Raw genomic sequence first — 16,390 nt, forward strand, 5'->3', positions numbered from 1 at the left:
CGGAACGGAAAAAACACCCACATCTGCCTCAGCCGCGGCTGGTGCCGGATCCCTCCGGTACCAGCCGCGGCTGAGTAAGTCTTCACACGACGCTCCCCGGGACCCTGAGGCCCGGGAGGCGTCCCCGGTCAGCGCGCCGTCGCCGCCCGCAGGCGGACGTCCGCACGCCGCTCGGCGGTGGCATCGCCCTCCGCGCGGGCGCGCTCCAACTCGCGCTCCACGCGCTGGACATCGATCTCGTCCGACAGCTCGGCGATCTCGGCCAGCAGCGACAACTTGTCGTCCGCGAAGGAGATGAAACCGCCGTGCACCGCGGCGACGACCGTTCCGCCATCACTCGTACGGATGGTCACCGGGCCCGACTCCAGCACACCGAGCAGCGGCTGGTGACCGGGCATGACACCGATGTCGCCGGACGTGGTACGCGCGACGACCAGAGTGGCCTCACCGGACCAGACCTGACGGTCGGCGGCGACCAGCTCGACGTGCAGCTCAGCAGCCAAGGGTGGCTCCTCGGGTCACCACCCGGCTGGGGTGCCGGGTGTTGGGGTCAATTCTAATGGGAGTGGAGAGAGGGGCCGGACACCCCCCAGACGGGATGCGTCCGCGCCCCTCTCGCACCGGCACCGGGCTCAGGAGACGCCCAGCTCCTTCGCGTTGGCCTTGAGGTCCTCAATACCACCGCACATGAAGAACGCCTGCTCGGGGAAGTGGTCGTACTCGCCGTCGCAGATCGCGTTGAACGCTGCGATCGACTCGTCCAGCGGCACGTCCGAGCCGTCCACGCCGGTGAACTGCTTGGCGACGTGGGTGTTCTGGGACAGGAACCGCTCCACCCGGCGGGCGCGGTGGACGACGAGCTTGTCCTCCTCGCCCAGCTCGTCGATACCGAGGATGGCGATGATGTCCTGGAGGTCCTTGTACTTCTGCAGGATCGTCTTGACGCGCATCGCCGCGCCGTAGTGGTCCTGCGAGATGTAGCGCGGGTCCAGGATCCGGGACGTGGAGTCCAGCGGGTCCACGGCCGGGTAGATGCCCTTCTCGGAGATCGGACGGGAGAGCACCGTCGTCGCGTCGAGGTGGGCGAAGGTGGTGGCCGGGGCCGGGTCGGTCAGGTCGTCCGCGGGGATGTAGATCGCCTGCATCGAGGTGATCGAGTGACCGCGGGTCGAGGTGATGCGCTCCTGGAGGAGGCCCATCTCGTCGGCCAGGTTCGGCTGGTAGCCCACCGCGGAGGGCATGCGGCCGAGCAGGGTCGACACCTCGGAACCGGCCTGGGTGAAGCGGAAGATGTTGTCGATGAAGAACAGCACGTCCTGCTTCTGGACGTCACGGAAGTACTCGGCCATGGTGAGGCCGGCCAGCGCGACGCGCAGACGGGTGCCCGGGGGCTCGTCCATCTGGCCGAAGACCAGCGCGGTCTTGTCGATGACGCCCGACTCGGACATCTCCTCGATCAGGTCGTTGCCCTCACGGGTGCGCTCACCGACACCGGCGAACACGGAGACACCGTCGTGGTTGTTGGCGACACGGTAGATCATCTCCTGGATGAGCACCGTCTTGCCGACGCCGGCGCCGCCGAACAGGCCGATCTTTCCGCCCTTGACGTACGGGGTGAGCAGGTCGACGACCTTCACGCCCGTCTCGAACATCTCCGTCTTCGACTCCAGCTCGTCGAAGTTCGGGGCCTTGCGGTGGATCGGCCAGCGCTCGCCGGCGTAGGTCTCGTCGACGTTCAGTACCTCACCGAGGGTGTTGAACACCTTGCCCTTGGTGAAGTCACCGACGGGGACGGAGATGGCGGAGCCGGTGTCCGTCACCGGGGCCTGGCGGACCAGACCGTCGGTGGGCTGCATGGAGATGGTGCGGACCAGGCCGTCACCCAGGTGCTGGGCGACCTCCAGGGTCAGCGTCTTCTTCTCGCCCTCGTTCGCCGGGTCGGCGACGTCCACGTGCAGGGCGTTGTAGATGTCCGGCATCGCGTCGACGGGGAACTCCACGTCGACGACCGGGCCGATGACCCGGGCGACGCGGCCCGTGGCCGTCGCGGTCTCAACAGTGGTGGTCATTAGCGGTCACTCCCCGCGGTCGCGTCGGCCAGGGCGCTCGCGCCACCGACGATCTCGCTGATTTCCTGGGTGATTTCGGCCTGGCGGGCCGCGTTGGCAAGCCGGGAGAGCGTGTTGATCAGCTCGCCCGCGTTGTCGGTTGCCGACTTCATCGCGCGCCGCGTGGCGGCGTGCTTCGAAGCGGCCGACTGGAGCAGCGCGTTGTAGATACGGCTCTCCACATAGCGCGGCAGCAGGGCGTCGAGGACGTCCTCCGCCGAGGGCTCGAAGTCGTACAGCGGAAGGATCTCGCCCTTGGGCTGCTCCTCCGCCACCTCGTCGAGGCGCAGCGGCAGCAGTCGGGCGTCCAGCGCCGTCTGCGTCATCATCGACACGAACTCGGTGTAGACGATGTGGAGCTCGTCCACCCCGCCGTCCGCCGTGTCCTGCTCGATGGCTTCGATCAGGGGCGCCGCGACCTTCTTGGCGTCCGCGTACGTCGGCTCGTCGGTGAAGCCGGTCCACGACTCCGTGACCTTGCGCTCACGGAAGTTGTAGTGGGCCAGCCCGCGACGGCCGACGACATACGTGTCGACCTGCCTGCCCTCGCGCTCCAGGCGCTCGGTCAGCTGCTCCGCCGCCTTGATGGCGTTGGAGTTGAAGGCGCCGGCCAGGCCGCGGTCGCTCGTCAGGAGCAGCACCGCGACACGGGTCGGGTTCTCCGCCTCGGTGGTGAGCGGGTGCCTGGTGTTCGAACCGGTGCCGACCGCCGTGACCGCGCGGGTCAGTTCCTGCGCGTACGGCGTGGAGGCCACCACCTTGCGCTGCGCCTTGACGACGCGCGAGGCGGCGATCATCTCCATCGCCTTGGTGATCTTCTTGGTCGCGGTGACGGATCGGATGCGACGCTTGTAGACCCGGAGCTGGGCTCCCATGAGTCAGGTCCCTTCCTTACGTCACTTGGCGGCAGCGGCCGGAGCGTCCTCGCCGAGCAGCTTGCCGTCGGAGGTCTCGAACTGCTTCTTGAAGTCCACGATCGAGTCCGCGACGGCCGTCAGCGTGTCGTCGGACATCTTGCCGCCCTCCCGGATGGAGGTCATGAGGCCCTGCTCCTTGCGGTGCAGGTACTCAAGCAGCTCCTTCTCGAAGCGGCGGATGTCGGCGACCGGCACCTCGTCCATCCGGCCGGTGGTGCCGGCCCAGACGGAGACGACCTGGTCCTCGGTGGACATCGGCTGGTACTGGTCCTGCTTCAGCAGCTCGACCATGCGCTGACCGCGCTCCAGCTGGGACTTGGAGGCGGCGTCCAGGTCGGAACCGAAGGCGGCGAACGCCTCCAGCTCGCGGAACTGGGCGAGGTCGACGCGGAGCCGGCCGGAGACCTGCTTCATCGCCTTGTGCTGGGCGGAGCCACCGACGCGGGAGACCGAGATACCGACGTTCAGGGCCGGCCGCTGACCGGCGTTGAACAGGTCGGACTCCAGGAAGCACTGGCCGTCGGTGATGGAGATGACGTTGGTCGGGATGAACGCCGAGACGTCGTTGGCCTTGGTCTCGACGATCGGCAGACCGGTCATCGAACCGGCACCCATGTCGTCGGAGAGCTTGGCGCAGCGCTCCAGGAGCCGGGAGTGCAGGTAGAAGACGTCACCCGGGTATGCCTCGCGGCCCGGCGGGCGGCGCAGCAGCAGGGACACGGCGCGGTAGGCGTCGGCCTGCTTCGAGAGGTCGTCGAAGATGATCAGGACGTGCTTGCCCTGGTACATCCAGTGCTGGCCGATGGCCGAGCCGGTGTAGGGCGACAGGTACTTGAAGCCGGCCGGGTCGGACGCCGGGGCGGCGACGATGGTCGTGTACTCCAGCGCACCGTTCTCCTCCAGCGCGCGGCGGACCGACGCGATGGTGGAGCCCTTCTGGCCGATGGCGACGTAGATGCAGCGGACCTGCTTGTTCGGGTCGCCCGTGCGCCAGTTGTCCCGCTGGTTGATGATCGTGTCGACGGCCAGGGCGGTCTTGCCGGTCTGACGGTCACCGATGATCAGCTGGCGCTGGCCGCGGCCGATCGGGGTCATCGCGTCGACGGCCTTGTAGCCCGTCTCCATCGGCTCGTGCACGGACTTGCGCTGCATGACCGTGGGGGCCTGCAGTTCGAGTGCGCGGCGGCCGTCGGTCTCGATCTCGCCGAGGCCGTCGATCGGGTTGCCGAGCGGGTCGACGACGCGGCCGAGGTAGCCCTCGCCGACCGCGACGGAGAGGACCTCACCGGTGCGCTGCACCGGCTGCCCCTCCTCGACGCCGCTGAACTCACCGAGGACGATGGCACCGATCTCGCGCTCTTCCAGGTTCAGCGCGAGGCCGAGGGTGCCGTCCTCGAACTTCAGCAGTTCGTTGGCCATGGCCGAGGGCAGGCCCTCGACCTTCGCGATGCCGTCGCCGGCAAGGGTGACCGTACCGACCTCCTCGCGCGAGGCCGCGTCCGGCTTGTACGACTGGACGAAGTTCTCCAGCGCGTCCCGGATCTCCTCCGGCCGGATCGTGAGCTCCGCCATCTGGGTTCCCTGCTCTCCTTGTTGGGCCCGAAGTTTCACTTTGGGGGGATGGGGACTCCCCCCATCAGGAGGTGAATCCTCTGTACGGCCCAACCAGGGCCGCCATCAGTACGTACTGCTTATTGAGTTGCTGCTAGCCGGCCATGCGGCGGGCGGCGTCCTCCAGCCGGTCCGCGACCGAGCCGTTGATGACCTCGTCCCCGACCTGCACCCGGATACCGCCGACGACCTCTGGGTCCACATCGAGGTTGAGGTGCATCGCGCGGCCGTAGAGCTTCGTCAGGGCCGTGCCCAGGCGCCGCTTCTGCGTGTCGCTCAGCGGTACCGCCGAGGTGACGACGGCGACCATGCGGTCCCTGCGCTCGGCGGCGAGCTTGGACAGGGATTCGATTCCCGCCTCCAGGCTACGTCCACGCGGCGCGGTCACCAGGCGCGTCACCAGGCGCTCGGTCGTCACGTCGGCCCGGCCGCCGAGCAGCCGGCGCAGCAGCTCGGCCTTGGCCGAGGCGCGGGCACTACGGTCGGTGAGCGCGGCGCGCAGCTCCGTGTTCGAGGAGACGATCCGGCCGAACCGGAACAGCTCGTCCTCGACGCTGTCGAGGCGGCCCACCTGCTGGGCGGCCGTGAGGTCGGCCACGTCGGCCAGCTCCTCCAGCGCGTCCACCAGGTCGCGCGGCTGCGACCAGCGGGAGCGGACCAGGCCGGACAGCAGGTCCGTGGCCGGGCCGCTGATCTGGCCGCCCACCAGGCGCCGGACCAGCTCGGCCTTGGCCTCCCCGGCCTGCGCCGGGTCGGTGAGGACCCGGCGCAGTGACACCTCGCGGTCGAGCAGCGCGGTGACGGCCGCCAGCTCGTCGGCGAGCTGCGTCGCGTCCACGGACGTGCCGTCCGTCAGCGCGTCGAGCCGCTCACGTGCGGCTGCCAGTGCCTCGCGGCTCGCTCCGTTCATCGCGCGGCCTCGGCCTTCTCGTCAAGCTCGTCGAGGAAGCGGTCGATCACACGGCTCTGCCGGGCGTGGTCCTCAAGGGACTCGCCGACGAGCTTGCCGGCCAGTTCGGTGGCGAGCTTGCCGACGTCCTGGCGCAGCGCGGACGAGGCGGCCTTGCGGTCGGCCTCGATCTGGGTGTGACCGGCGGCGACGATCTCCTCGCGCTGCCGCTGGCCCTCGGCCCGCATCTCGGAGATGAGCGCGGCCCCCTGCTCCTGCGCCTCCTGGCGCAGTCGCGCGGCCTCGTGCCGGGCCTCGGCGAGCTGGGCCTTGTACTGCTCAAGGACGCTCTGGGCCTCGGTCTGCGCGGCCTCGGCCTTCTCGATACCGCCCTCGATGGCCTCGCGGCGCTGCTCCAGAACCTTGTTGATGTTCGGAAGGAGCTTCCAGGCGAGGAAGCCGAAGACGATGACGAAGGCGATCAGGCCGATGACAAGCTCGGGGATCGGCGGGACGAGAGGGTTCTCACTCTCCTCGGCCGCCAGAATGAGCAGCTGGCTCATGTCAGTGCCTTTCGTCTAGTCGGCTGGTCGTGGATCGCTAGATCACTTGCCGTAGACGAACGGCATGACCAGACCGATGAGGGCGAGCGCCTCACAGAAGGCGAAGCCGAGGATCTGGTTGGCGCGGATCAGGCCGGCCGCCTCGGGCTGGCGGGCCAGGGCCTGGGTGCCGTTGCCGAAGATGATGCCGACGCCGACGCCGGGGCCGATGGCGGCCAGGCCGTAACCGATGGAACCGAGCGAGCCGGAGACGGCGGCAAGGGTCTGGAGCATGCCAGTTCTTCCTTCTTCTTTACGGACCGGTGGGGGTTGGCCACCGGACGATCAGGGGGTTGGGTACGGGGCCTCAGTGGTGCTCGGCGAGGGCGCCCTGGATGTAGGTGCAGGTCAGCAGCACGAAGACGTACGCCTGAAGCGCCTGGATGAACAGCTCGAAGGCCGTCATCACAAGGGTCATGATGAAGCTGACGCCGGCGTAGGCGACGCCGATGCCGTTCAGCAGGTACCAGCTGGCGATGGTGAACAGCAGCAGCAGGGTGTGGCCCGCGAACATGTTCGCGAAGAGTCGCACCGCGTGGGTGAAGGGCCGCACGAGCAGGTTCGAGAAGAACTCGATGAGCATCGCCAGGGGCAACACCGGGCCGAGCGACTTGTCGTAGCCGGTGACGTTCTTGAAGAACCCGACGAACCCGTGCCGCTTGAAGGTCAGCGAGACCCACAGGACATAGACGATCAGGGCCAGGATCGCCGGGTAGGCGATGATCGACGTGACCGGGAACTGGGCGACCGGAATGATCGACCACAGGTTCATCATCCACACGAAGAAGAACAGCGAGACGATGAGCGGTACGTACTTCTCGCCCTCCTTCTTGCCGATCGTCTCGTACACGACACCGCGCCGGATGAAGTCGTAGCCCGACTCGGCCACCATCTGCAGCTTGCCGGGCACGACCTTCGGCTTGCGGAAGGCAGCCCAGAAGAATCCGACGACGATGATCGAACCGAGCAGCGCCAACAGCATCGGCTTGTTGAAGTACAGGTTGCTGTCGGCGTCGCCCCAGAGGGGCTTGAACAGGAACGAGTGCAGGCCCGGAGCGGGGAAGCCACAGCCGTCGAAGATGTGGCAGTCGGTCTCGAAGGCGAGCACCTGCGTCGGGTCAGCACTCACCGCGGGCTCCTTCTGCGTGGCGCATGGGTACGGCAACCTCGTTGTGTCGGCGCGGCACACGGCCGCGGTTCGGCACCGGACTGGTGTTACGGATGTGGGGGCGGCTTGGGGGCATCTCGCCTCGCGATTGAGCAGGCGTCAGCTCAAATGCCCGCGCCCGCGATGCCGCAGTTGGCACCGGACGATAGCAGCATCTCTCAGGCGTCTTTATCCCGGCCCTACCTCTCACGACGAGTGACCAGTCGTCTCGGACCGGTCACCGGTCGGAGAAGGGGTCGAATCAGGCTGGACGTAGAGGATCTTGGACTTCATGTGCGCACGTGTCTGCGCGGCGATCCAGGTGAGGGTGGCGGCGACGAGCGTGAGCGCGAAGGCCCGGGGGTTGAACAGTGTCGTGTTCTTGAACGCCGCCACGAACACGAACAGCAGCAGGATCTGCGCCGAGTAGAGCATCAGGCCCATGGCCTGGAACAGATGCGGAAGTGATGCGGCGGTCCGCTGGAGGGCGTAGAGGCCCAGCCCCATGAAGAGGATCACGATGAGCGCCGCGACGACCGCCCCGAGCGCGCCCTTGCCACCCGCGACCACCGCGCCGATGACGGCGGCGAGCGCGCCGACGGCAGCCGTGGGCACGGCGGCCTGGGCCAGGGTCCGGACGTCATTGGACGGCATGGCGGCAACTCCGCTTTTCACAGGGGGCGTGGGGTGTCGTCATGGACGAGCGTAGCCCCGGGCCGAGTAGGGCAGACCTCGCACCAATGGGCTGCGGTAGCACGGTCCCTCGGCTCTGTCCGGGGTTCTCGTGAACCGTATCACAAACTATTTGATGAGGTCTTTACCTGGTAGGTGTGCTTGCTGTCACACATGAGAGTGAAGCTGCGCGTCTGTGCAAAAACCCGGCTCAGTTGTCTGGTATTAGGGGCTTTTGCTCCCCCACGAGTTGGCAATGCTCTAGTCAGATTCTTACCTTGAGCGTCAGCGCGACGTACCGGCATTGCGCCTATCCAGGAGGCGCGAACGGGGTCCGACCGCACTCGCTCCGTTGACCCCGGGCGCCCCCGCGGTGACCGGAGTGCGCTGTTCGTCCTCGACCGGAGCCGCCGCCGGGCAGGGCTCCACGGCGTCGGCCGCCGCCGCCCGCCGGCGCCGGTAGCGCGGCGGCACGAAGCGCTCGGCCCAGCGCGGGGCGCGGGGCGTGAACCGGGGCAGCAGGAGCAGCCCCAGACCGATCGCGCTGAGGAAGACCACGCCGAGCACGATCCACATGGACGCGGAGTTCACGGAGTAGGCCAGCGCCCCGAATCCGATCAGCGCGGACCAGAAGTACATGATCAGCACCGCCCGGCTGTGCGAGTGGCCGATCATGAGCAGCCGGTGGTGCAGGTGCCCGCGGTCGGCGGCGAACGGCGACTGGCCCCGCCAGGTCCGGCGGACGATCGCCAGCACCAGGTCGGCGGCCGGCAGCGCGATGATCGTCAGCGGCAGCAGCAGCGGGATGTAGACCGGCACCGTCTGGTGCACCGCCGCCTTCTCGGAGCCGGTGAACAGGGCCAGCGCGTCCGGGTCGACCTGCCCCGTGATGGAGATCGCACCCGCGGCCAGCACGAGGCCCAGCAGCATCGAGCCGGAGTCGCCCATGAAGATCCGCGCCGGGTGCATGTTGTGCGGCAGGAAGCCCAGGCACATGCCCATCAGGATCGCCGCGAACAGGGTGGCCGGGGCGGCGGCCTCGATGCCGTACGAGTACCAGATCCGGTAGGCGTACAAAAAGAACGCGGCGGCGGCGATGCACACCATGCCGGAGGCGAGGCCGTCCAGGCCGTCCACGAAGTTCACCGCGTTGATCGTGATGACGACCAGCGCCACCGTCAGCAGCGTGCCCTGCCACGGCGTCAGCGCCACGTTCCCGACGCCCGGGATGGGCAGCCACAGGATCGTCAGACCCTGCATGACCATCACGCCCGCCGCGATCATCTGCCCGCCCAGCTTGATCAGGGCGTCGATCTCGAACTTGTCGTCCAGGACGCCGATCAGCCAGATCAGGGCGGCCCCGGACAGCAGCGCACGCGGCTCGTTGGACTTGGTGAAGACCTCGTTGAGGTTGGTCAGGTGATCGGCCACCAGCAGGCCCGCGCACAGGCCGAAGAACATGGCGATCCCGCCGAGACGCGGAGTGGGCTCCCGGTGCACGTCACGGGCCCGGATCTCCGGCATCGCACCGGCCACGATCGCGAACTTCCGTACCGGCCCTGTCAGCAGGTAGGTCACCGCGGCCGTGACACAGAGCGTCAGCAGGTATTCACGCACAGGCTTCCCCACAGGTCTCGCTGGCCATCACAGCCCCACACCCTAGCGAGGGACGCATATGTATGGGGACTTCCGGGTAGCGACGATGGTTGCACGCATGGCTGTGCAGCAGGTGCACGGTCCTGCGCCTACCCTCGCTCAGCCGGGATACGGCGGAAATCTACCGGCAAGCTCGCGCACCTCGTCACGGGCCCCTGCCGGATCGACGTCGCCGCGCAGCACTTCAGCCAGCAGCGCCCCGATCCTGGCCAGTTCCGCCTCCCCCATGCCCTGGGTGGTCACCGCGGCGGTGCCCAGGCGCAGCCCGCGGGCGTGCCCGTACGGCAGCACGCAGCTGTCGAGGACCAGCCCGGCGGCGGCCAGCAGGCCCCGCGCGGCCCGCCCGTCGACACCGAGCGGCGCCGGGTCGGCGGTGATCAGATGCGTGTCCGTGCCGCCGGTGGTCACGGCGAGGCCCTGGGCGGCCAGCTCGGCCGCGAGCACCCGTGCGCCCGCGACCACCTGCCGGGCGTACGCGGCGAACGCCTCGGTGGCCGCCTCGCCGAACGCGACCGCCTTCGCGGCGACGGCGTTCATCTGGGCGCCGGCCTGGGTGAACGGGAACACCGCCCGGTCGACCCGCTCGGCCAGGTCGGCCCCGCACAGCAGCATCCCGCCGCGCGGCCCGCGCAGCACCTTGTGCGTGGTGGCGCAGACGATGTCGGCGTACGGCACCGGGCTGGGCGCCGCCTTCCCCGCGACGAGCCCGATCGGGTGGGCGGCGTCCGCGATGAGGTAGGCGCCGACCTCGTCGGCCACCTCACGGAAGAAGGCGTAGTCCAGGTGGCGGGGGTAGGCGATCGACCCGCACACGATCGCCTTGGGCCGGTGCGAGCGGGCCAGCGCCCGCACCTGGTCCTGGTCGACGAGCCCGGTCTCCGCGTCCACCCCGTACCCCACGAAGTCGAACCAGCGGCCGGAGAAGTTGGCGGGCGAGCCGTGGGTGAGGTGGCCGCCGTAGGACAGCCCCAGGGCGAGGACGGTGTCCCCGGGGCGCAGCAGGGCGGCGTACGCGGCGAGCACGGCGGAGGAGCCGGAGTGCGGCTGGACGTTGGCGTGCGCGGCCCCGAACAGAGCCTTGGCCCGGTCGACGGCCAGCCGCTCGGCGACGTCCACCAGTTCACAGCCGCCGTGGTAGCGGGCGCCCGGGTAGCCCTCGGCGTACTTGTTGGCGAGCGGCGAACCCAGCGCCGCCAGCACGGCCGGTGAGGTGTAGTTCTCGGCCGCGCTGAGCTGGAGGGTCGTCGACTGCCGGGCCAGTTCGCCCAGCAGGACCTCGGCCATCTCGGGATCCTGCCGGCGCAGCACATCGGTCGGTGCGAGCGTGTGGGTGACCGGCATCACGGGCTCCCGGCGGTCGACGGCGGCGTACGTCCAATGTAGGCCCGGGGCGGGTGGGGTGCGCGGTCGCTACATGTGTGCGGGAACGCCCGTCAGGGCCGTGACGACCGGGTCCAGGGCCTCGTGTATCTCGTCGCCGATGGACCGGAAGAAGGGCAGGGGGGCGCCGTAGGGGTCGTAGACCTCGTCGGCCTCGGCCGTGGGGGCCAGCAGCCAGCCGCGCAGCGCGGCAGCCGCCCGGACCAGCGCGCGGGCGCGCGCGACCAGCCCGTCCTCCAGCGGCGGCAGCGTCGTCGGGTCTATCGCGCGCACCAGCCGGGTGAACTCCTTCAGCGTGAAGGTCCGCAGCCCGGCCGAATGGCCCATGGAGATGACCTGGGCCCGGTGGTCACGGGTCGCGGTCAGCACCAGGTCGGCCCTGATCACGTGCTCGTCGAGGAGTTCCCGGCCGGTGAAACCGGAGGCGTCCGCGCCGAACTCGGCCAGCACGGCTTCCGCGTTGGCCTCCATCGGCGCGCCCTCGTGCCCCCAGGTGCCCGCGCTCTCCACGATGAGCCCGCCGCCCAGGATGCCGAGCCGTTCCATGACGAAATGCCGGGTCAGCCGCTCGGTGATGGGCGAGCGGCACACGTTTCCGGTGCTGACGTGGAGGATGCGGAAGGTGTCGCGGGGAAAGCCGAAGGTCGTCGTCTCCTCCGCGCTGTACCCGGTTCCTATGCCGCCCATGGGGGTCCCCCCTGCCCGGGAGCAGCCGGGAGCGGGAGCCCGGGGGAGGTGTCAGGGGCCGTCAATTCGCCACCTCAAGGTCGGGTACGACCTTGCGCAGTTCCTCCGGGGAGAGCGCGCCCTCGCGCAGCAGCACGGGCACGTCACCCGTGACGTCGACGATCGACGACGGCACGTTGCCGGGGGTCGGGCCGCCGTCGAGGTAGACGGAGACGGAGTCGCCGAGCATCTGCTGGGCGGCGTCGCAGTCCTCCGGCGCCGGGTGGCCGGAGAGGTTGGCCGAGGACACGGCCATCGGGCCGACCTCGGTCAGCAGTTCGATGGCGACCGGGTGCAGCGGCATGCGCACGGCGACCGTGCCCCGGGTCTCGCCGAGGTCCCACTGGAGGGACGGCTGGTGCTTGGCGACCAGGGTGAGGGCGCCCGGCCAGAACGCGTCGACCAGTTCCCACGCCTTCTCGGAGAAGTCCGTGACGAGGCCGTGCAGGGTGTTCGGGGAGCCGATGAGCACGGGCGAGGGCATGGCGCGGCCCCGGCCCTTGGCGTCCAGCAGATCGGCCACCGCCTCCGCGGAGAACGCGTCGGCCCCGATGCCGTAGACGGTGTCGGTCGGCAGGACCACGAGTTCGCCCCGGCGGACGGCGGACGCGGCCTCGCGCAGGCCGGTCGCGCGGTCGGTGGCGTCATTGGTGTCGTATCGCCGTGCCATGTCTAACGGTCTCCTTCTGTTGTCGCTCGGGTCGCCTCCGGGGTGCCCGCGGCCGGCTCACCCGCTGCGGTGGGTGCGGGCGCCGGCCTCATGGCAGGGCCCTGCGGGCGGTCGCGAACCGGGGGCGGTTGTTGAGGTCGGGGTGGTCGGCCGCGTCGGCCCAGCCCCGTTCCTCGGTGAAGATCCACGGCACCTGACCGCCCTGGGTGTCCGCGTGCTCGATGACCACGACACCGCCCGGGCGCAGCAGCCGGTGCGCGGCGCGTTCCAGGCCGCGGATCAGGTCGAGGCCGTCCTCGCCGGAGAACAGGGCCAGCTCCGGGTCGTAGTCGCGGGCCTCGGGGGCGACGTACTCCCACTCGGTGAGCGGGATGTACGGCGGGTTGGAGACGACGAGGTCGACCTGGCCGTCGAGGTCCCGGAAGGCGTCCAGGGCGTCGCCCTGGCGCAGGTCGACCCGGGAGCCCGCCATGTTCTTACGGGTCCACCGGAGGGCGTCCTCGGACAGTTCCACGGCGTGCACGCGCGAGCGCGGCACCTCCTGCGCGAGGGCGAGCGCGATGGCGCCGGAACCGGTGCACAGGTCGACGATGAGCGGCTCGACCACGTCCATCGCGCGCACCGCGTCTATGGCCCAGCCGACCACCGACTCGGTCTCCGGCCGGGGCACGAACACGCCCGGCCCGACCTGGAGCTCCAGATACCGGAAGTAGGCCCGCCCGGTGATGTGCTGCAACGGCTCGCGCTGCTCGCGGCGGGCGATGACCTCCCAGTAGCGGGCGTCGAAGTCGGCGTCCCGCACGGAGTGCAACGCGCCCCGCTTCACGCCGTGCACGAACGCGGCGAGTTCCTCCGCGTCGTTGCGCGGCGAGGGCACGCCCGCGTCGGCGAGCCGCTGGGTGGCCTGGGCCACCTCCGCGAGCAGCACGCTGCGGGAGGTCGGGGGTCGCCCCCCAGAAGGTTGCTGCACGCTCGTCCTCCGGTGTTCGGTGCGTGGCCCAGTCGTCCTGAGCGCCTCAGGCGGCGGCCAGTTTCGCCGCCGAGTCCGCGTCGACACATGCCTGGATCACCGCGTCGAGGTCGCCGTCCAGGACCTGGTCCAGGTTGTACGCCTTGAAGCCGACGCGGTGGTCCGAGATGCGGTTCTCCGGGAAGTTGTACGTACGGATCTTCTCGGAGCGGTCGACGGTGCGGACCTGGCTGCGCCGGGCGTCGGCGGCTTCCTTCTCCGCCTCCTCCTGCGCGATGGCGAGCAGCCTGGAGCGCAGGATACGCAGAGCCTGCTCCTTGTTCTGCAACTGGCTCTTCTCGTTCTGGCAGGAGGCGACGACTCCGGTCGGGAGGTGCGTGATGCGCACCGCGGAGTCGGTGGTGTTCACGGACTGACCGCCGGGTCCCGAGGACCGGTAGACGTCGATCCGCAGGTCGTTGGGGTTGATCTCCACGTCCACCTCCTCGGCCTCCGGAGTGACGAGGACACCGGCCGCCGAGGTGTGGATCCGGCCCTGGGACTCGGTGGCGGGCACCCGCTGCACGCGGTGCACTCCGCCCTCGTACTTCAGCCGGGCCCACACGCCCTGTCCCGGCTCGGTCTGCCCGCGGGTCTTCACCGCGACCTGGACGTCCTTGTAGCCGCCCAGCTCGGACTCGGTGGAGTCGATGATCTCGGTCTTCCAGCCGACGCGTTCGGCGTAGCGCAGGTACATGCGCAGCAGGTCGCCGGCGAACAGGGCGGACTCGTCGCCGCCCGCGCCCGCCTTGATCTCCAGGATGACGTCCTTGTCGTCGCTGGGGTCGCGCGGGACCAGCAGGAGGCGCAGCTTCTCGGTGAGTTCCTCGCGCTGCTTCTCCAGGTCCTTGACCTCGGCGGCGAACTCCGGGTCGTCGGCGGCCAGTTCGCGCGCCGTGTCGATGTCGTCGCCGGTCTGCTTCCAGGAGCGGTAGGTGGCGACGATGGGAGTCAGCTCGGCGTAGCGCTTGTTGAGCTTGCGCGCGTTTGCCTGGTCGGCGTGGACCGACGGGTCGGCGAGCTGCCGCTCCAGGTCGGCGTGCTCACCGACGAGTTCCTCGACGGCCTCGAACATCTTGGGCTCCTGATACTGCTCGGAAAGCGGGGAGGCGGGCGACCAAAAACGCCGGTCCCGGGCGCGCCCCGGTGAGGGGCACGGCCATGGACCGGCGAATGGGGGCTCGCTACTTCTTGGAGCCTGCGGCAGCCTTGCCGAAGCGGGCCTCGAAGCGGGCCACACGGCCACCGGTGTCGAGGATCTTCTGCTTGCCCGTGTAGAACGGGTGGCACTCGGAGCAGACCTCGGCCCGGATGGTGCCGGACTCGATGGTGCTACGGGTGGTGAACGACGCGCCGCAGGTGCAGCTGACCTGCGTCTCGACGTACGAGGGGTGGATGTCGCGCTTCAAGGTTTCTCCTAGTTTCCGGGAGGGCGCCGGGTCGCCGCTGCGGGGTGCAAAGGCGTGAACCGGAGCCGACGTACCAGTCTGCCAGGACTGGGGCCATCCCCCAAAACCGGGGGTGTGGGGGATCTATTCCGCCTCCGGCCGGGGAGGGTGTGCCCGGGGGACGGCAGGCCGGCGCCGGCGGCGGGTGCGGCGGGATGCGCGGCCGTGCACGCCGTGCCCCGCGCCCGCCCGCCCTCGCCCGCCCTCGCCTGCCCTCGCCTGCCGTCGCCTGCCGTCGCCTGTCGTCGCCTGTCGTCGGCGGCGCGGGTGGTCAGCCGCTGACCACTCCTGCCGCCTTGCCGGTGGCTGTGCCCTGGGTGGCCGTCTTCGGGATGGTCTGGTCCTTCTTCAGGGCGTTCCAGACGAGCTGGGCCTTGGTCTTGTCGAGGAGGACGCGGTTGGGGTTCGCGGGGTCGTACTGGACCGGCATCGTGACCATGGTCATGTGCGACGCGCTGATGCCCTTGAGGCCGTCCGCGAAGCTCACCAGGGAGTTGACCGAACCCAGGTCGGAGTCGGTGGTGACCGACTTGGTGGCGGTGTCGGCGAGGGCGTAGAGCTTCGTGGGGTTGGTCAGGACGCCGATCTGCTTGACCTGGTTGACCAGGGCCTTGATGAAAGCCTGCTGGAGCTGGATGCGGCCGAGGTCGGAGCCGTCGCCGACGCCGTGCCGGGTGCGGACCAGCCCGAGGGCCTCGTCGCCGTTCAGCTTGTGGGTGCCGGCCGACAGGTCGAGATGGCTGTCGGGGTCGTTGATGGCCTGCGTCGTGGTGACGGTGACCCCGCCCAGCTCGTCGATGAGCTTCTGGAAGCCGGTGAAGTCGACCTCCAGATAGTGGTCCATCCGGAGCCCGGTGACGGACTCGACGGTCTTGACCGTGCAGGTGGCGCCGCCGGTGGAGTAGGCGGAGTTGAACATGGCGCCGGACTCCGCCGGGTGCACGCCGCCCTTGGCGTCGGTGCACTCGGGGCGGTCGACCAGGGTGTCGCGCGGGATGGAGACCACGCTGGCCTTCTTGTGCCCCTCGTAGACGTGGACGATCATCGCCGTGTCGGAGCGCGCGCTGCCGTCGTCGACGCCGCCGCCGAGCTTCTTGTTGGCTCCGGAGCGCGAGTCCGAGCCGAGGACCAGGATGTTCTCGGAGCCGTTGTCGACCTTCGCCGGCCGGTCGGTGCCCAGGGCCTGGTTGATGTCCACGCTCTTGATGTTGCCGTTGAGCTTGTAGTAGACGTACCCGGCGCCCGCGCCGCCCAGCACCACGACGCCCGCGGCCGTCCAGGCCATGACCCGCAGGGCCTTGTTGCGCCTGCGGCGCTTCCCGCGGTGGCGCGGCCTCTTGTCGCCGGACCCGGATATGCCGGGTCCCAGCGTGCTCTCGGCGGACATGTGCTCCTCGGTCCTGGTCGGGTCCTTCGGTTACCCCCTGCTGTCAGGGCCGGGCGTGGTGCCTGTCGCACCATCGTCGCTCCCGCCCGGTCAGACGGCGAAACCCGGGACAGGGTTGCACAACGTACTGTGCCCGCCCTGTGAGAGGGCGGGCACAGTACGTGGCGT

17 protein-coding genes are annotated in these 16,390 nt (G+C 69.5%); all 17 read right to left on the minus strand.

Annotation, left to right across the window (positions count from 1 at the left end; genetic code table 11):
- Positions 1-128 precede the first annotated feature (128 nt).
- Positions 129-503 carry a F0F1 ATP synthase subunit epsilon gene (locus ACFC09_RS20910; protein ID WP_376530346.1) on the minus strand — a complete coding sequence of 125 codons (375 nt, stop codon included), beginning with the start codon at positions 501-503 and terminating at the stop codon, positions 129-131.
- A gap of 129 nt (positions 504-632) precedes the next feature.
- Positions 633-2,069, minus strand: a complete 1,437-nt coding sequence (atpD, locus tag ACFC09_RS20915; protein WP_376530348.1) for a F0F1 ATP synthase subunit beta — start codon at positions 2,067-2,069, stop codon at positions 633-635.
- Positions 2,069-2,983, minus strand: coding sequence for a F0F1 ATP synthase subunit gamma (locus ACFC09_RS20920; protein ID WP_376530350.1), 915 nt, complete (start codon positions 2,981-2,983; stop codon positions 2,069-2,071). Before ACFC09_RS20920 ends, atpD begins: the two co-directional genes overlap by 1 nt.
- A gap of 21 nt (positions 2,984-3,004) precedes the next feature.
- Positions 3,005-4,597 (minus strand): F0F1 ATP synthase subunit alpha, encoded by a 1,593-nt coding sequence (atpA, locus tag ACFC09_RS20925; RefSeq protein WP_376530352.1) that lies wholly within the window; start codon positions 4,595-4,597, stop codon positions 3,005-3,007.
- A gap of 133 nt (positions 4,598-4,730) precedes the next feature.
- Complete coding sequence (locus tag ACFC09_RS20930; protein WP_376530354.1) at positions 4,731-5,546, minus strand: F0F1 ATP synthase subunit delta; 816 nt, start codon at positions 5,544-5,546, stop codon at positions 4,731-4,733.
- The gene (locus ACFC09_RS20935; RefSeq protein WP_376530356.1) at positions 5,543-6,088 is read right to left on the minus strand and encodes a F0F1 ATP synthase subunit B; all 546 of its coding nucleotides are present in this window, start codon (positions 6,086-6,088) and stop codon (positions 5,543-5,545) included. Before ACFC09_RS20935 ends, ACFC09_RS20930 begins: the two co-directional genes overlap by 4 nt.
- Positions 6,089-6,130: 42 nt before the next feature.
- Positions 6,131-6,361: an ATP synthase F0 subunit C gene (gene atpE, locus ACFC09_RS20940; protein ID WP_376530358.1), complete on the minus strand. Its 231-nt coding sequence runs from the start codon at positions 6,359-6,361 to the stop codon at positions 6,131-6,133.
- A gap of 73 nt (positions 6,362-6,434) precedes the next feature.
- Complete coding sequence (atpB, locus tag ACFC09_RS20945) at positions 6,435-7,256, minus strand: F0F1 ATP synthase subunit A (RefSeq protein WP_376530360.1); 822 nt, start codon at positions 7,254-7,256, stop codon at positions 6,435-6,437.
- 225 nt (positions 7,257-7,481) lie between these two features.
- A complete protein-coding gene (locus tag ACFC09_RS20950; protein WP_376530362.1) occupies positions 7,482-7,928 on the minus strand; it encodes a hypothetical protein in 447 nt (148 codons plus the stop codon).
- Between the two features lie 303 nt (positions 7,929-8,231).
- Positions 8,232-9,563 carry an MraY family glycosyltransferase gene (locus tag ACFC09_RS20955; protein ID WP_376530364.1) on the minus strand — a complete coding sequence of 444 codons (1,332 nt, stop codon included), beginning with the start codon at positions 9,561-9,563 and terminating at the stop codon, positions 8,232-8,234.
- Between the two features lie 138 nt (positions 9,564-9,701).
- Positions 9,702-10,943 (minus strand): serine hydroxymethyltransferase, encoded by a 1,242-nt coding sequence (glyA, locus tag ACFC09_RS20960; protein WP_376530366.1) that lies wholly within the window; start codon positions 10,941-10,943, stop codon positions 9,702-9,704.
- A 69-nt stretch (positions 10,944-11,012) separates the two neighbouring features.
- Positions 11,013-11,669, minus strand: a complete 657-nt coding sequence (locus ACFC09_RS20965) for a protein-tyrosine-phosphatase (protein WP_376530368.1) — start codon at positions 11,667-11,669, stop codon at positions 11,013-11,015.
- Positions 11,670-11,730: 61 nt separating this feature from the next.
- Positions 11,731-12,378 carry an L-threonylcarbamoyladenylate synthase gene (locus tag ACFC09_RS20970; RefSeq protein ID WP_376530371.1) on the minus strand — a complete coding sequence of 216 codons (648 nt, stop codon included), beginning with the start codon at positions 12,376-12,378 and terminating at the stop codon, positions 11,731-11,733.
- 88 nt (positions 12,379-12,466) lie between these two features.
- Positions 12,467-13,306 carry a peptide chain release factor N(5)-glutamine methyltransferase gene (prmC, locus tag ACFC09_RS20975; protein ID WP_376530373.1) on the minus strand — a complete coding sequence of 280 codons (840 nt, stop codon included), beginning with the start codon at positions 13,304-13,306 and terminating at the stop codon, positions 12,467-12,469.
- Positions 13,307-13,394: 88 nt separating this feature from the next.
- Positions 13,395-14,462 carry a peptide chain release factor 1 gene (gene prfA, locus ACFC09_RS20980; protein WP_376530376.1) on the minus strand — a complete coding sequence of 356 codons (1,068 nt, stop codon included), beginning with the start codon at positions 14,460-14,462 and terminating at the stop codon, positions 13,395-13,397.
- 109 nt (positions 14,463-14,571) lie between these two features.
- Entirely contained in the window at positions 14,572-14,796 is a 225-nt protein-coding gene (gene rpmE, locus ACFC09_RS20985; RefSeq protein ID WP_376530378.1) for a 50S ribosomal protein L31, read from the minus strand.
- Positions 14,797-15,106: 310 nt separating this feature from the next.
- Positions 15,107-16,222, minus strand: a complete 1,116-nt coding sequence (locus ACFC09_RS20990) for an LCP family protein (protein ID WP_376530380.1) — start codon at positions 16,220-16,222, stop codon at positions 15,107-15,109.
- Positions 16,223-16,390 lie beyond the last annotated feature (168 nt).

Source organism: Streptomyces sp. NPDC056161, from assembly GCF_042268025.1.
Lineage (GTDB): Bacteria > Actinomycetota > Actinomycetes > Streptomycetales > Streptomycetaceae > Streptomyces.

What these genes read in the sequence shown, in the direction of transcription:
- atpD (WP_376530348.1), bottom strand. Translation starts at nt 2,069, where the DNA reads ATGACCACCACTGTTGAGACCGCGACGGCCACGGGCCGCGTCGCCCGG.
- ACFC09_RS20920 (WP_376530350.1), bottom strand. Translation starts at nt 2,983, where the DNA reads ATGGGAGCCCAGCTCCGGGTCTACAAGCGTCGCATCCGATCCGTCACC.
- atpA (WP_376530352.1), bottom strand. Translation starts at nt 4,597, where the DNA reads ATGGCGGAGCTCACGATCCGGCCGGAGGAGATCCGGGACGCGCTGGAG.
- ACFC09_RS20930 (WP_376530354.1), bottom strand. Translation starts at nt 5,546, where the DNA reads ATGAACGGAGCGAGCCGCGAGGCACTGGCAGCCGCACGTGAGCGGCTC.
- ACFC09_RS20935 (WP_376530356.1), bottom strand. Translation starts at nt 6,088, where the DNA reads ATGAGCCAGCTGCTCATTCTGGCGGCCGAGGAGAGTGAGAACCCTCTC.
- atpE (WP_376530358.1), bottom strand. Translation starts at nt 6,361, where the DNA reads ATGCTCCAGACCCTTGCCGCCGTCTCCGGCTCGCTCGGTTCCATCGGT.
- ACFC09_RS20950 (WP_376530362.1), bottom strand. Translation starts at nt 7,928, where the DNA reads ATGCCGTCCAATGACGTCCGGACCCTGGCCCAGGCCGCCGTGCCCACG.
- glyA (WP_376530366.1), bottom strand. Translation starts at nt 10,943, where the DNA reads ATGCCGGTCACCCACACGCTCGCACCGACCGATGTGCTGCGCCGGCAG.
- ACFC09_RS20965 (WP_376530368.1), bottom strand. Translation starts at nt 11,669, where the DNA reads ATGGGCGGCATAGGAACCGGGTACAGCGCGGAGGAGACGACGACCTTC.
- ACFC09_RS20970 (WP_376530371.1), bottom strand. Translation starts at nt 12,378, where the DNA reads ATGGCACGGCGATACGACACCAATGACGCCACCGACCGCGCGACCGGC.
- prfA (WP_376530376.1), bottom strand. Translation starts at nt 14,462, where the DNA reads ATGTTCGAGGCCGTCGAGGAACTCGTCGGTGAGCACGCCGACCTGGAG.
- ACFC09_RS20990 (WP_376530380.1), bottom strand. Translation starts at nt 16,222, where the DNA reads ATGTCCGCCGAGAGCACGCTGGGACCCGGCATATCCGGGTCCGGCGAC.